This is a genomic window from Burkholderia gladioli (assembly GCF_000959725.1).
In the GTDB taxonomy this organism is placed as follows: Bacteria; Pseudomonadota; Gammaproteobacteria; order Burkholderiales; family Burkholderiaceae; genus Burkholderia; species Burkholderia gladioli.
Window position 1 is genome coordinate 44,654 of the sequence record NZ_CP009321.1, and the last position, 13,907, is coordinate 58,560.

Here is a 13,907-nt window from a genome sequence, read left to right on the forward strand (position 1 = left end):
CGTCCAGGAGATGGGATGGTTCGAGACATTGATTTGCCGCACGCGGTGATTCGCTTTAAGCGTGCGGTACAGTTTCCCCGGTTCGGTATGGCCGAAGGAGAGCGGTGGGGCTTCGTCGTCTACGGCAAGACGGCCGATAGAATTGCGGCGATTAAGGCAGGTGGTCGGTTCGATTTTGCCGGCGGTCAATGCCTCGCAGTCGACGTGGAAATCATCTACGAGGGACCCGCCAATCTTGATTTCAGCCGCGCTGCTGGATACATCTAGACCGCGTGCATTTTTCTGACACAAGCGCCTCCCGAGCATTCGGGCGGGCGCTTTTTTTTCGTCCAGAGGAAAGCGGGGCGATTTTCTCGACGATTCGGGCGTGCGGTGCCGGCGGGCGGTCCTACACTGGTCTTGACTCTCGCGCTTCTGCGCATCGACCCCGCCGCACCGGTTCCGCCCGTGCGCATTTCTCTCACCGACGACACGTCGGCTCCCCTGTCAGGGCAATCTCCCTGACAGGCGATTGCCCTCATTTTTTTTGAGGCAATCGTCATGGTCAAGCTTCTCATCTCTGCCCTGTTTCTCGCGTCCCTTACCGCGTGTGCTTCGTATGACTTCGGATCTCCCGACGTCTACCAGCGCTACGACGTTCAGCGCTCGGGTGAAATCGAGGCAGCTACGGTCGTCAGTGTGCGCGGCATCACAATCAGCAGCGATTCCGACCGTTCCGGTCTGGCATCGTTCCTGAGCGCGGGTGTCAGCGCGTTTCTCGGCTCCCGCACGATCGGCGGCGGCAATGGCCGGTACATCGCCGGCGCGCTGGCCGGCGCCGGCGCGGCCTACGTCTCTCAACGTCTGTCGGAATCCCTCGCGCGCCACGCTGGCCTCGAGGTAGTCGTACACACGGTCTCCGGCCGAACCTTGGTTGTCGTTCAGTCCGATGAGCAGCGCTTCGCCCCGGGCGATCGCGTGATGCTCGTCAGCAGTTCTTCCGGCATGCGCATCACGCGCTGAGCCGTTCATTTACCGGCAGATGCCGGCTTCTTCCTGAATTGCGAGGTCCCATTCCGGGGCCTCGCTTTTTTTTCGAGGGCAAGATGTTCAAAGTACCGAAAGTTCTGTATGCGGACAGGCGGGCAGGTGGTGTCGCGTCCGATGCTGCTGTGACTCACCACGCGACGCGGATGCTCCGCCGTGTCGCCCGCGATCTTCGGTTGCGCGCGGGCGAGCATGAGGTTGTGGTGGAGCCCGCGAAACCTGGCCGCGGTTGCCGTGTGACGCTGCGCACTAGCCGGATGATGCTCGAGGTTGCGGATTCGTCGTCGCGTCAGCGTGTAGCAGTGTCGTTCCGTACTAGACGGGGGCATCGCGACCTGTCCGGGGGAGGTGACAACGTGGTGCCGCTGGCCCAACTCGACACGGACGACGGGTACCAGGCTTTGCTTGGCGGGCTGCGTCTCGTGGATGGCCTCGATATCGACAGGCGATAGGAGCGCGCGATGGAAATCGTTGATGTTCGAGTCGAATACCCTTCGGGCCTGACGATCATCGATCGCGGATCCTTCGATGCCGAAGACGAGATTGTTCGCGTCTCCGTCGCAATGCGAGATGCGTTGGTTTCGGTCAACGCATTTGAGGCGCCTCCGCTGGCCACCGCAACCGGGGATGGGTTTGTTGCGACACTGATACAGTCGAAGGGAGATACCTTCGACGTTGTCTCGGTAGCCGAGCCCGCCTCGAAGCCCCGGTCCAGGTTGGGCGCCCGTCTCGTTCGCGCGTCCTGGTCGAAAGATCAGCGCCAGCAGTTCGGGCGGTTTTGCCATACGTTGACGGTCTCGTCGATCGTCGGCGCAGTCGGCTATGTGCATGCCATTTCTGACTTCTCGATCTGGACGGCGATGAACGTCGCGGCGCTGGTCGTGATCGGTGTGATAACCTACATCGTCGGCATGGATTCCATGAACGGAGAATGACTATGTATTTCGGTCCTGTTGCACTGCTTTTGACGCTGGTGTTTTGCGGCTACGGCATCGTCGCATGCGAGCGCGGTCGCAAGGCGGAGCGCGACCAACGTCGTTCTCTGCGTCACCACACGCGTTAAATCGAACTGGCAGCCACCCATCCGGGTGGCTACTTTCCTCTCAAGGGCTACACCATCCGGTGTGGCCCTTTTTCTTTGTGGGGGTTTTCGTGTCTGATGTGCAGGAACGGCCACAAATTCTCCGCGAGCTCGCGGATAAGACGGTCGAAGAGGCCGCTCGGTCTATCGAGCAGGCGCTCCGCGTCGCCAACCTTGAGCCGGAATGGGTGACCGTTGCAAACCGTAGCACTTTTGGTAGCGAAGCCGTTTCTGGCGTTCGGCCATGGGCCAGGTGGCCAACTGCCGGCGAAGACCGACTGAGGATTTCGGTATCGATCGAGCGTGGAGCGTCGGAAGGGTGGATCGTGCGCGTCGACAGTGTTTGGTTGCAGGTGGAGGGCCTTACTGATCACTGGCGAATTCAACCGCTCATTCGCATTAAAACGCTGACACGTTCCCATGGCTGGGCCGTCGCCGCGTTTGTATCGAGCTTGCTCGATATCGCCTAACTCTGCACCTTTTCTTTCTCCCAATCCGGGGCAACTGCCCGGATGGGGTGGTTGCCCTCTTTCTGCAAGGACAACCACTGATGTACACGATCCAAACTCCTGACAACGCAATCAAGGTTGACACCCTCGCACACGTCTTCCACGTGTTTTTCCACGACGTATCGCTGGCCGTTTTCGACACGGCGGATATCTCGTTGACGCGGTGGGTGACTTCGCTGCCGATCCTGCGCTACAACGGGATCTTGACCGTTCGCCAGCCAGGTACTGCCCACGCGATCTTTACGTCTCTCTTTGCCGAGATTCGTGACCGTTGGTTCACGAAGGAGGGGAAGCTGCTGCAGCCGTGGCAGGTCACCCGCGAGCGCTGGGAAATCTTCCAGTTCGTTTTCGAGTTGGCGAACAAGCCGGCGTGGATGCTTTCGCCGGAGCAGCTGGAGGCCGAAGTGAAGGCCGCGCGCGCGTCGGGTTCCAATTTCTCACTGTCGGCTGTCTGCGAGGGCGTAGCGCTCACCCTCTTCGGCTACACCTCGCAAGGCCCGCGACTCCCGCTGTCCGGAGGTGTCAACGGTCGGCACGAGCTTCATGTCGCTCAGGCTCTATTTCAGGATCAACCGATTCCTAAATCAGTGCTGGCCCGCTACCGTGGTGACGCAGAGCGCTTCCAGTACGACCTGCAGTGGTTCCCCGTTCTTCTCGATGTGCCAGGCCTGCGCAACACGCTGCCGTACGACGTCATGCGGTCGGCAGTAGCTATCTTCCGTCATGAGAAGCGGCCGATCGACGCCGAGCTGGGCGCCGCGATCGTCGCGGCGCTCCAGTCGGCGCCGGCCGGCATTTCCTACTATGACGTCGACGACCGGCTCTTCGCCGCTGGGATTTTGGCCAAGCCGGATCTTCCCGAACAGTATCAACGTCCAGTGGATGTCGGTACGGCCTCTTCTCCCGTGGCCGAGCGTTTGCGCGAACTGATCGCGGACGCGGTTTTGAAGAAGACCCTCGACTGGCTCGAGGCCGAGCGGGAGCAAGGGCGAATTTCTCAGCGTCGGTACGGCCTCCTGGTCGAGATTGCCAAACTGGATCGAGGCCGGACAACGTTCGAGCATCCGAATCGATTCGCTGCCGCGGTGGAGGCGCGAGATGTTGGCGAGTTGCTGAGACACCTGGACCACCCGGTGGGTTGGAATGACCAGAGCAAGCAGGTAGTCCATGAGCAGTGTGGGTTGTCGCTGCGCGGATTGAATTCGGCGCGCCGGCGCCGGGCGATATTCGTGTTCTGTGGCTACGACGAGGCGGAGCAAGCCGACTGGGAGGCCAAACAGGGTGCCGCGCGCGCGCGCCGGGTCGCCGAAAAGGCGGCTAACGACGCGAAGGAGCAGGCTGGCCAGGCCCGATATCGGAGATCCGACAATGTCGTCGTATCGGGCGTCGAACACGTCGACCGGGCGATCGCTGAGGGCTATTCCGAGATCCGATGCTTTCGCCGTGGTGCGGCGACGCACTACGCGTTGGCCAAACCCGGTTCCACGGAGAGCAGACGGCTTCGGGCGAAAGATGGCACGCTCGACTATGCGCGGTCGCAGCTCACGCCGCTCGCGGCTTGAGCGGGGGGCGAAAACGTGCGATTCGACCGAAAAATTCGATATGAAGAATATGCCTGGACGCGCCGTAAAGAGCTGGCATTCCTCAATCGACACAAGCGTGCCGCTCGGAAGCTCGAGCGGGATTGTCCGCTATTCGCGGATCAGCTCGCACCGGCGCCGGAGACCGACGTTGACGCCGAGAAAGTCCGCCGACTGACACGGTCTCGTGAGACTGAGCAAGTTATGCGTGATCTGGATGCGCGCCATTGGCGTTCAGGGCGGGCGTCCTACTTTGCCTGTGATCTCGCGATCCGCGCGCGAATCATGGCGGAATGGAAAAATTGGCGCGGTCCGGCAAAACCTAACTACTTTATCTACGTCGTCGAGAAGCATAACGGCGTCGCGGAGGAGCGGGCCCGCCGGATACGGGACGAGGAAGCGGCGCGTCGGGTAAAGATGGCCTCGGCGTTTCCCTGCCAAAGTGAACTGCCTGGGATATAGCAGTTGGGTATCCCGTCGATTTGGAACAACCGGCGCCTTGTGCGCCGGTTTTTTTTCGCCCCTTTGTAATGGCGCGGTTTTAAAGCCGTGTAATTTTCTCGATCTTTCGGCCCGGCGCGCCCGGTTGCGACTTCTACACTGGCTATACGCACCGCGTCATCGACGCATCGAACCCGCCGCATTGCGGCACTTTCTAGCCCCATGGGATTACGTCCCGCCGGGCGTTGTTCACGGGGCGACGTCTCTGAGGTCATCCGTGAATCAAACTGCAATACCTAACCCCTTCCCGTCCGGTGCCGTGTCGATCGTCGAGATCGAGTCGGCGATCAACGTGTGGCGAAATCGGTCGGCGGCTCCTGCCGGGCCGGATGAGCTTCTCGTTCTCTGCTCCGAAGCCCGGGTTCTCGCCGATGTTTATGGCGCCATGATCGCGAGCCGCGCCACGAGCGTCCCGCGATCGTCGCTGACGGTGAAACAGGCCGCAGCGTTGGCCGGCGCATCCGCATAAAGCCGCCACCTGGCGCCTTCAGAACTGCCGAATCGCCGCTTCGCGGCATTTTCCAACGCCCCACAGGGTCACGCCCCTGTCGGGCGCGATCGTGTGGGGCCTTCTTTTCAGGCCTGCCATGAAACTTTCTCCCGCCCGTCTTACCCAGCTGCTTGCAGCCTACATTCCGAGCCGCCTTCCCGTCTTGATCACCGGTCGGCCCGGTATCGGAAAGTCCGATATCGTCGAGGCTGCCACGGCGGCTGCAGGGCACGCTCTTCTTATCAGCCACCCCGTCGTCGAGGACCCGACCGACTCGAAGGGCCTGCCGTTCCCGTCGGACGATGGCCGCCACGCGCGCTTCCTTCCTTTCGGCGATCTGGAGCGCGCGCTGTCGGCGACGCAGCCGTTGGTGTGGTTCTTCGACGACCTCGGGCAAGCTTCGCCTGCGGTGCAGGCCGCCAAGATGCAGTTGCTGCTCGCGCGTCGTATTGGTGAGCATCATCTGCCGGAGTGCGTCACGTTCATCGCGGCGACGAATCGCCGCAGCGACAACGCCGGCGTCACCGGTGTCCTCGATCCGCTGATCTCGCGCTTTGCGGCGGTTGTCGAACTCGAAGCCACGGTCGACGACTGGACGGCCTGGGCCGTTCGTCAGAACGTTGCTCCCGAGCTGATCGCGTTCATTCGCTTCCGTCCACACCTGCTTTGGGAAGCCCGCAGCGGCCGCGATATCGTCGCGTCCGCGAGCCCCCGGAAATGGGGGTTTCTCGCCAAGACGATCAGCGCCGTTCCGCCTGATTTGCTGCCCGACGCGATCAGCGCCACGGTCGGCGAGGCGGCTGGCAGTGAGCTGCAGAGCTTCCTCGCTATCTATCGGGCGCTGCCCTCGGTTGACGCGATTCTCCTGAATCCGGATCTCGGTGTCATTCCGGACGAGGCGAGCATTCTGTATGCGATCACCGCAGCGCTTGCCCACAAGGCATGTGACAGCAACTTCGAGCGGGTGCTGCGGTATGCGGATCGCCTCGTCGGCGCTGGCCAGCGCGAGTTCACGGCACTGCTCGTGCGTGATGCCATTGCCCGAGCGCCGGAACTGGCTAGCCACCACGCGTTCATTCGTGCGCAAGGTGGGGAGATCGGCAAGATCATTCGCGGCGAGTGATGCGCTTCAAGGTGCCGAGATTCGCCTTCGGAAGAACTGAAGCGCCGCACCGCATTTACGACCATATTCCAGTCCGCAATGGCTGGTGTTTTCGCACCATGGGAATCACTATGCAGCGAATCTTCCTGACCGGCACGCAGTTGAAAGCCGTACAGCTCAGCGCCGCCATCAATGACGTTCGCCATTTCCTAAACGGGGTGCATCTTGAGGCGACGCGGAACGAGACCCGCTTGGTCGCAACGGACGGCTCCATGATGGTGGCCTTTCGGGCGGCAGCGGCCAATGAGCTAGAACAGTCAATCATCACCCTCACGGTGCCAAACGAGGTGGTCAAGCAGGTAAGGCCCGCCAAGGGCGCGAGCGACGTTTTGACCATCGAGATCGAGGGCTTGCGCTACACGATGGTGTTCGGTCAACTGCGTATCGGCTTCGAGCCGGTCACGGGGACCTTTCCCGACTATCGTCGCATCGTGGCAACGAAGGCCAGCGGCGTCGTGGGCCATTACGACCCCGATCGCCTGGCGGTGATGAAAAGGATCGGCAAGATGCTCGGCCGGTCGAGGGGGGCGATGCCCTACGTTCATCACAACGGAGAGGGCGACGCCGTCGTTACCCTTGGATGCGTTCCTACGTTCGTCGGTGTTTTGAAGTCCGACCCGAAAGCGGCGCGGAAGTCGGAGCCGCAACCCTGGCCGGCTCTCTCGAACGAGGATGTCAACGCCATCCTGGCGCAGCTCGAGGCTAATCCCGCTCGCCTGCCTGCGAGGTCGGATCCGTCGCACGTACAACCTTTGCAGCCCTGACGGGAAGGTCCTCTCATCGATACCAATCCAGCGATGGGAATATGAAGCTCGCATGAGACGCTTTCTCATGCATTTGCCTGTAGCCACGTCCGATCTCGGAACGTGGCTTTTTTTTATCTCGGAATTTCCTGTTTATTTGGAGCCAATCATGAACATAACGGATCTGCAGTCCAAGGTCATGCTGTCGTCTGTCGCGATTTCCACATGGGTTGCCCGCCGCTACGACGGGAAAGTCACGGAGGAAGTCGAAAAGAGCCATAGCGCGCGCGGTATCGGGCGCTTCAACAAGCGGCTCCTGCCCGAGCACGCGCCGAGTTTCTCCGAAGTCGTGTCGATCGGAAATCGGATTCGCTCCCACTACTACAGCCGAACGCTGAAGTACGATCAACTTGGCGTGCGTCTCCTGCCGACCATGGTCTACATGGAACTGGCCGAACGACTACGCGCGATGAAGGATGAGTTCGATCTCGCTGTTTCGGTGTTTCTAACGAACTACCTGGACCTGAAGGAGCAGGCTCGGGCGGAGATGAATACCCTGTACAACGAGGCGGACTATCCGAGCTTGGCGGAGCTGAAAGGGAAGTTCGGCGTCAAGCTGTCGGTGTTGCCGTTCCCGGACGCCAGCCAGTTCGGGGTCGATCTTCCGAACGACGTTCTCGCTACGCTGCGCACGGAGGTCGACGAACATGCTATGGCGTCGATCCAGACCGCCAACAACGACCTGGTCGGACGGCTCTACGAAGCGGTCTCGACGATGGCGTCGAGACTTTACGGCTCTGGGAACGTCCGGCTCGACGTGGCGAATCACGTTCGAGAGTTGTGCGATCTGCTGCCGAAGCTGAATTTCAGCAATGACCCGAAGCTCACGCACATTCTCGCAGAGGCAAAACAGCATCTCGCTGCATACAACGGTGCTGATCTGAAGGAGTCCAGTGTCTTGCGTTCGCAGGTGGCCAGCAAGGCGAGCGAAATTGAGGGGCTCATGGCGGCCTTCATGGGCGGTGCGCCGGCGGCGCCGCTGACCGACCAGATCCAGGCTCCGTCGTCGCCCGGCCTGTCGTTGCTTGCTGCGGCATGAGGTCGCCATGGATGCACGCATCGCGAAGCAGCGCACGTTGCTCGTTCTCGACCACCCGTTCATCGGTTCGCTGGCTTTGCGGCTCAAGGTTCGGGAGGATCCGAGTTGCAAGACGTTCTGGACTGACAGTGCGTCGCTGGGCTACAACCCAGTGTATGCGGCGGCCCTGACAGACCTTCAAATTCGCGGTGTGCTAGCCCATGAGGTATGGCACGTCGCGGGCGGGCACTGTTGGCGTCAGGGTGCTCGGGATCCTGAAGTCTGGAATGAGGCGTGCGATTACGTCGTCAACCTGATTGTCGATGACGCCGGGTTGCAGCTTCCACCAGGGGTGCTCATTGACGTCCGCTTCAAGGGCATGTCGGCCGAGGAGGTTTACGGCATCCTCATGCACGAGAAGCGACAGACTCGGAAGCAACCGGACGACGGTGAGGCCGACGCCCCGCAGTTTGGACGCAAGCCGGGCGCTCAGCCGTCGCATTCGTCCGGCGGCACCGAAACTGAAGCCACGCCGTCCTGTGGGGAAGTCCGTCAATACGCCGGGCCCGACAAGGTTGCGAAGGAGGTCGAGTGGAAGGTGGCCGTGCTGCAGGCGGCCAAAGCCGCGCAGGCCTGTGGAAAGCTCGGCGGGGCGTTACAGGCGGCGGTTGAGCAATCCGTGGCCTCGGTGGTCGACTGGCGACCGCTCCTGCATCGCTTCGCGCAGGACGCAGCGCCGATCGACTATACGTGGGCACTGCCTGATCGCCGGTACCTGCATCTCGGCATGTACTTGCCGTCGTTAAACCAACCCCAGGTCGGTGACGCGGTGTTCGTTCGAGACACCAGCGGGTCGGTATGGGATGAAACGCAGGCGCAGTTCGCGGCCGAGATCCTGGCCGTAGCCGACGCAATTCGCCCGCGTCGCCTGATCGTGATGGATTGCGACGAGCGTGTGACGCAGGTTCAGATATTCGAGCAGGGTGACCTGGTCGAGTTGGCGCCGTTGAAGGGCGGCGGCGGCACCTCATTTATCGATCCATTTCACCGGATTGCGGGCGAGGACATCGAACCGGCGTTTCTCGTGTACCTGACCGATATGGAGGGCTCGTTTCCATCCGAAGAGCCGGCATATCCGGTCCTTTGGGCGTCAACCACACCGCTCAAGCGTGCGCGGCGCGCACCGTTTGGCGAGACGATTGAAGTCGTTTGCTGACGTGCCGCATGTTGCGCGCCATTTTCTGTAATCCGCCCGGTCCTTGTGACCGGGTTTTTTTTCGTCTCTTACGAACGCTTGCCATCAGCGTAGGCGTTTCGGAGGGAAGAAAGCTATATCTTTTTCCCAAGCATTCCGGGTTTGCGCCCACAACCGGTTGCGCGTAGCACGGATCTTGAGGGCGTTCGCTGTATGCACCACAGGGTGCCCGAAAGCTGGTCAATTTTGCCCATCTTTTGAGCGACGGCCGGCTGTGCCAGCTTGAACAATAGCTGCATGTCCGAGATTGCCGAAATTCCCTTTTTGAAAGTGGCCCGCCTCGAGGAGAACGCCGTACAGCTGTTCTTCGAGTCGCTGAAGCTTATCAAGCCGTACCTCGAGTCACCGACTGTCGCTGAGGTCATGATCAACTCAGCGGACAACATCTGGGTCGAGGAGCGCGGAGTGATGCGTCGGCTCGATATCGAGTTCAATCCGGCGACGCTGAAGGGCGCTATCCACTCACTTGCGGCCTCGGTCGAGAAGTCGGCGCTAGCCGGCACGGCTCAGGGAATCATTAACGGCGGCCACAAGAATCTCCGGATCGCGACGGTCATGAGACCGACCGCAATCGACGGCGACGCACTCGCGATCCGCCGGCATCGGGACACCAAACTGTCGCTCGCCGATTACGCGAGGATGGGCGCCTTCTCCCGGCTCTATGCGAAGCGGGATGTTCAGCGACCGATATTCCCAGCGGGCGTCGCGGACGAGGCGCTCGGCGAAGCGTTCACCGCGATGGTCCGCCAGCGAGCAAACGTACTCGTTGCCGGAGGTACATCGTCCGGAAAGACCACGCTCCTGAACGCCTTAAACGAGGCCATTCCGGAAGAGGAGCGCGTCATCACGATCGAGGACACGATGGAGCTTAGGGTCGACCTACCGAACCGTGTCCGGCTGCTGTCGAACCCCGACAAGGGCGTGACGACGCAGGTTCTTGTCGTGCTCTGTCTGCGCTTGCGCCCCGACCGAATCATCGTCGGCGAAGTACGTGGCGGTGAAGCGTACGACTTCATCCAGGCTCTGAGCACCGGTCACGACGGCGGGATGGGCTCGATTCATTCGAACGACGCGCGCGGCGGCCTGAGCCGGCTGGAGAGCCTCGCGATGTTGGGCATCCCGCCAGGCAGCCGATGGGAGCTCACCGACATGCGTAAGGCAATCGCCGACTGCTTCCACTACGTTATCCACCTTCGACGGACGGGCGAGCTCCGCCACGTTTCGGAGGTCTTGGCGATCAAAGGGTTCAAAGACGGGGACTACGTCCTCGAGCGCGTTTTCTAACCATACGGGGTTTTTCGATGAATAAGCACTTTCAAACGTTGAGTTCGCAGGTCCGGAAAGTTGTGGGTGATACCGGTCACTACCTGTTTGGACAGGGGCAGCGGCGATCGACGCTACTCGCACTTCTTCTTACGTTCGCGGCACCGGCTGCGAAGGCAGTCGACCTCGGGGATCTGGGAAATGCGGCCGACTTAGTCTGTCTCATTCAGGGCTACGTCAGTGGACCGTGGCTTTTTGGGATCGGCATGGTGCTGATCATCGTCGGGGCGGTCCTAATCTCGAACTCGGAAAGCAACTTCGGGAAGTTTCTCTCGACCGTGGTTGTCGGCTTGGGACTTGCGTCGTGCGCGCTCCCGATAGTAAAGAACCACTTGAAGATCAATTACACCTGTGCGTAAGCCGAAGAAGGTTAGCCGATCGCTCTCGTTGCCTCGGCAGATGGGCGGCGCCGATCGAAGCTTCGCAATCGCTAACGGTACGCTGACGGCGTTGCTCTGCTATAGCAGCACGTCGCCGATTTACCTGGTCGTCGGCGTCGTTGTGCATTGGGTACTGCGCTGGCTGTCGTCTAGCGATCCGTGGTGGAAAGAGGTGTTAGTCGTCTACAACCGATATCCGGACGTTCACGAGCCGTTACCGACTGCCGATGTCGCCGCGCGATTTCGCCGGCCATACGGCTTTGATCAGGAGCTTCCCCTTTGAGTGCGCGCACGAAGCGTCGAGCAATCCAGGAAATCGCACCTTGGGCGACGATGGTGACCCCGGAGGTTGTTCTCGATAAGGATGGGTCGTTACTCACTCTTTACACGTTCGAAGGCGTGGACGCGGACAGCCCGAACTCCGACGAGATCTCGGCCGCCCGCGACAACCTCGACCACGCGTGCAAGAACTTCGATCACCGGATCACGGCATGGTGGCGGATGTCGCATCGGCGCATTCGGGGTGAGATCGGTGGCCACTTCTCGTCGGAGATGGATCGGCGAGTCGACGCGATCAACTTGGAAAGCGTCGGGAGTGGACGGTACTTCCGCAATACGCATTCACTCGCGCTCGCATACACACCCGAGACCGGGATCAACAAGCTGTTCGAAAAGATTGCTTATCACATCACGGTGGGGGGCAAGTCCGTTCCAATGGCCTTGCTTGAAACGGTCAAGGATATGGTGCTCGCTCGTAGTGCCTTCGTGTTCGACATGGAGCGAATCACGTCGGATATCAAGCGCTTCGAAGGAATTCTGGACGCGTTCAAAGGCGGCGTGGCGCGCCTTAAGGTGAAGCGGCTGCAGCTGCAGAACGCGCTAGCTTTTCTTCACCAGACCGCCAATCCCTCGGTTCCGCCTCGGCGCGTTCGTTACCCCGTGACGATGCTCGATACGCACCTGACCGAAAGCTACGTGACATACGGCGCCGAGCACATCATGTTCGAATCGGCCTACGGGACACGGTACGCGAAAATCATCGCGGTGAAGGAGTGGATGGGCTTCCAGGAGGCCGCGCTCGACGTGCTTGCCGACGTGGACGCCGAGCTGGACATTTGCGTCATGTTTCGCTTCCTGTCGACCAGTAAAGCGCAGGCGTACATCGAGAAGATGCGCAAGTTCTACAAGGTTGCGGCATTTAGCCCCGTGAAGATTCTGAAGAGCTTCTTCTCGAAGGATGAGAAGAAAGCGAGCATGGAGAACGAGAAGGGGCGCGAGATCTTGGCGGAAGAGGCGGAAAACGCGCTGGCGCGGCTAGTCGCGGACGGCCAGCAGTACGGCTTCGCGAACATCTCGGTAGTGGTCTATGGGGACACGATCGAGGAATGCGACGACAACGCCCGGGAGATTGTCGGGCGAATCGGCAACGCTGGCTTCGGCGTGCTGATCGAAAAACGTAACCTTGCCGCTGCTTGGGCATCTACGCTGCCTGGCCGTTGGGATCAGCAAAAGCGATTGCAGTTTGTCGAGACCCCGGTAATTTCGGATATTGCGCCTGTGCGTGGCGTCGCGGAGGGTGGCGACGTCAATCAGTGGCTAACGCAGCAACTCGGGCAGAAGGTCGGTCCGCTCACTCTGCTCCCGACTCGCCACCGCACGCTCCAGCGCATTAGCTTGCACGATCCGAGCGGGAAATCCCACAGCCTGGTTGTAGGCCCAATCGGCGCTGGCAAGACGATATTTCTAAATTTTCTTGTGTCGCAGACGGGGCGCTTCGCGCCTCGGCGAATTAAGTTCGACAAAAATCGCTCAACACGCATCCCTACTGTATTCGCGGACGGAAGGTTTGTCGATGCGACTGGAAAATTCGCGGCTGCGACGCAGGTCAACCCCCTTTCACTATTGGCGGAGCCTCGGCACTACACCTACGTGTCTGATTGGGTGCAGATGGCGATTGAAGGTGATGGCGAGGAATTTCGATGCACCCCGCAGCAGCAGCGGACGCTCTACGAGAGCGTGGTGACGCTCGCGCAAGGCTATGGGCCGGGGTATTGGACTCTTTCCTATCTGACAACGCTATTGCCGGTTGAGCTGCGTGAGCGCCTCCAGATCTGGACGAAGGGCGAGAAGAACGGCCGATTCTTTGATCACGTCGATGACGCGTTTTCGCTCTCCGACGATCTCGCGATCGAGATGGGTGAACTGTTCGAGAACTATCCGGTGGCAGCGGCGCTGTTCATGGATTATGCCTTCTACCGCATCTCGCAGTGGCTGGACGGGAAGCGCTTCACCGTCATTGAGGTCGAGGAGTGTGGCTTCTTCTTCCGGTATCCGAATTTTTACGCGCGTCTCGAAATGTGGGCGGTCACGATCCGCGGGCTGAATGGCACGCTCGTCATGGCCACCCAGTCGCTGAGTCAACTCGAGCGGGTCCCGAACTTCGAGATCTTGAAGGAGAACATCCAGAACTTCTTCTTCCTGCCCAACCGTGACGCTCGGAACAACAAGCGGCTCTATCGCGATGTGTTCGGCCTAACCGACGACCAGATCGACATGATCAGCGATGGCGTTCCGAACCGTGACTACCTCTGGGTTACTCCGGATCACTCGCGGATGCTGCAGGCTCAGTTTCCGAAAGAGGCCCTCGCGCTCCTGCGCGCCGACGGCGCAGCGCAACGCACGCTCGACAAGCACCTTGCGACAGGTTCGCCGACCTGGCGTGAGGACTATATCCAGGAAATGGCAACCGCGGACTGACAGGAAACCTATGGAACGCCCT

Annotated in this window: 16 protein-coding genes; all 16 read left to right on the forward strand. The window is 60.6% G+C overall.

The window, feature by feature from the left end; translation table 11 throughout:
* Nucleotides 1–15: 15 nt before the first annotated feature.
* The 16 genes from BM43_RS00640 (at nt 16) to BM43_RS00695 (ending at nt 13,885) form a co-directional block, all read left to right on the forward strand.
* Entirely contained in the window at nt 16–267 is a 252-nt protein-coding gene (locus BM43_RS00640) for a hypothetical protein (protein ID WP_013700023.1), read from the forward strand.
* A gap of 273 nt (nt 268–540) precedes the next feature.
* Nucleotides 541–1,002: an outer membrane lipoprotein gene (locus BM43_RS00645; protein WP_036047762.1), complete on the forward strand. Its 462-nt coding sequence runs from the start codon at nt 541–543 to the stop codon at nt 1,000–1,002.
* An 83-nt stretch (nt 1,003–1,085) separates the two neighbouring features.
* Complete coding sequence (locus BM43_RS00650; protein WP_036047760.1) at nt 1,086–1,478, forward strand: hypothetical protein; 393 nt, start codon at nt 1,086–1,088, stop codon at nt 1,476–1,478.
* A 9-nt stretch (nt 1,479–1,487) separates the two neighbouring features.
* On the forward strand, nt 1,488–1,961 hold the full coding sequence (locus tag BM43_RS00655) for a hypothetical protein (protein WP_013700026.1): 474 nt from the start codon (nt 1,488–1,490) through the stop codon (nt 1,959–1,961).
* Nucleotides 1,962–2,178: 217 nt separating this feature from the next.
* On the forward strand, nt 2,179–2,577 hold the full coding sequence (locus tag BM43_RS38050) for a hypothetical protein (protein ID WP_230676222.1): 399 nt from the start codon (nt 2,179–2,181) through the stop codon (nt 2,575–2,577).
* Nucleotides 2,578–2,657: 80 nt separating this feature from the next.
* Entirely contained in the window at nt 2,658–4,178 is a 1,521-nt protein-coding gene (locus tag BM43_RS00660; RefSeq protein WP_036047759.1) for a hypothetical protein, read from the forward strand.
* 15 nt (nt 4,179–4,193) lie between these two features.
* Complete coding sequence (locus BM43_RS38055) at nt 4,194–4,658, forward strand: hypothetical protein (protein ID WP_080742010.1); 465 nt, start codon at nt 4,194–4,196, stop codon at nt 4,656–4,658.
* Nucleotides 4,659–4,914: 256 nt separating this feature from the next.
* Complete coding sequence (locus tag BM43_RS38060; protein WP_080742022.1) at nt 4,915–5,166, forward strand: DUF3717 domain-containing protein; 252 nt, start codon at nt 4,915–4,917, stop codon at nt 5,164–5,166.
* A 118-nt stretch (nt 5,167–5,284) separates the two neighbouring features.
* Entirely contained in the window at nt 5,285–6,310 is a 1,026-nt protein-coding gene (locus BM43_RS00665; protein ID WP_036047757.1) for an ATP-binding protein, read from the forward strand.
* Nucleotides 6,310–7,113 carry a DNA polymerase III subunit beta family protein gene (locus BM43_RS00670; RefSeq protein ID WP_080742009.1) on the forward strand — a complete coding sequence of 268 codons (804 nt, stop codon included), beginning with the start codon at nt 6,310–6,312 and terminating at the stop codon, nt 7,111–7,113. Before BM43_RS00665 ends, BM43_RS00670 begins: the two co-directional genes overlap by 1 nt.
* A gap of 148 nt (nt 7,114–7,261) precedes the next feature.
* Entirely contained in the window at nt 7,262–8,191 is a 930-nt protein-coding gene (locus BM43_RS00675; RefSeq protein ID WP_036052809.1) for a hypothetical protein, read from the forward strand.
* Nucleotides 8,192–8,198: 7 nt separating this feature from the next.
* Complete coding sequence (locus BM43_RS00680) at nt 8,199–9,386, forward strand: vWA domain-containing protein (RefSeq protein ID WP_036047754.1); 1,188 nt, start codon at nt 8,199–8,201, stop codon at nt 9,384–9,386.
* A gap of 276 nt (nt 9,387–9,662) precedes the next feature.
* Complete coding sequence (locus tag BM43_RS00685) at nt 9,663–10,709, forward strand: TadA family conjugal transfer-associated ATPase (RefSeq protein WP_036047753.1); 1,047 nt, start codon at nt 9,663–9,665, stop codon at nt 10,707–10,709.
* A 17-nt stretch (nt 10,710–10,726) separates the two neighbouring features.
* On the forward strand, nt 10,727–11,107 hold the full coding sequence (locus tag BM43_RS42065) for a hypothetical protein (RefSeq protein WP_036047752.1): 381 nt from the start codon (nt 10,727–10,729) through the stop codon (nt 11,105–11,107).
* The gene (locus BM43_RS38065; RefSeq protein ID WP_013700038.1) at nt 11,100–11,411 is read left to right on the forward strand and encodes a VirB3 family type IV secretion system protein; all 312 of its coding nucleotides are present in this window, start codon (nt 11,100–11,102) and stop codon (nt 11,409–11,411) included. Before BM43_RS42065 ends, BM43_RS38065 begins: the two co-directional genes overlap by 8 nt.
* Nucleotides 11,408–13,885 (forward strand): VirB4 family type IV secretion system protein, encoded by a 2,478-nt coding sequence (locus BM43_RS00695; protein ID WP_036047751.1) that lies wholly within the window; start codon nt 11,408–11,410, stop codon nt 13,883–13,885. The genes BM43_RS38065 and BM43_RS00695 overlap by 4 nt, the downstream gene beginning before the upstream one ends.
* Nucleotides 13,886–13,907 lie beyond the last annotated feature (22 nt).

Coding starts and splice junctions, on each gene's coding strand:
- BM43_RS00675 (WP_036052809.1), top strand. CDS start 7,262: ATGAACATAACGGATCTGCAGTCCAAGGTCATGCTGTCGTCTGTCGCG.
- BM43_RS00655 (WP_013700026.1), top strand. CDS start 1,488: ATGGAAATCGTTGATGTTCGAGTCGAATACCCTTCGGGCCTGACGATC.
- BM43_RS00665 (WP_036047757.1), top strand. CDS start 5,285: ATGAAACTTTCTCCCGCCCGTCTTACCCAGCTGCTTGCAGCCTACATT.
- BM43_RS00640 (WP_013700023.1), top strand. CDS start 16: ATGGTTCGAGACATTGATTTGCCGCACGCGGTGATTCGCTTTAAGCGT.
- BM43_RS00645 (WP_036047762.1), top strand. CDS start 541: ATGGTCAAGCTTCTCATCTCTGCCCTGTTTCTCGCGTCCCTTACCGCG.
- BM43_RS00685 (WP_036047753.1), top strand. CDS start 9,663: ATGTCCGAGATTGCCGAAATTCCCTTTTTGAAAGTGGCCCGCCTCGAG.
- BM43_RS42065 (WP_036047752.1), top strand. CDS start 10,727: ATGAATAAGCACTTTCAAACGTTGAGTTCGCAGGTCCGGAAAGTTGTG.
- BM43_RS00670 (WP_080742009.1), top strand. CDS start 6,310: ATGCGCTTCAAGGTGCCGAGATTCGCCTTCGGAAGAACTGAAGCGCCG.
- BM43_RS00660 (WP_036047759.1), top strand. CDS start 2,658: ATGTACACGATCCAAACTCCTGACAACGCAATCAAGGTTGACACCCTC.
- BM43_RS00680 (WP_036047754.1), top strand. CDS start 8,199: ATGGATGCACGCATCGCGAAGCAGCGCACGTTGCTCGTTCTCGACCAC.
- BM43_RS00650 (WP_036047760.1), top strand. CDS start 1,086: ATGTTCAAAGTACCGAAAGTTCTGTATGCGGACAGGCGGGCAGGTGGT.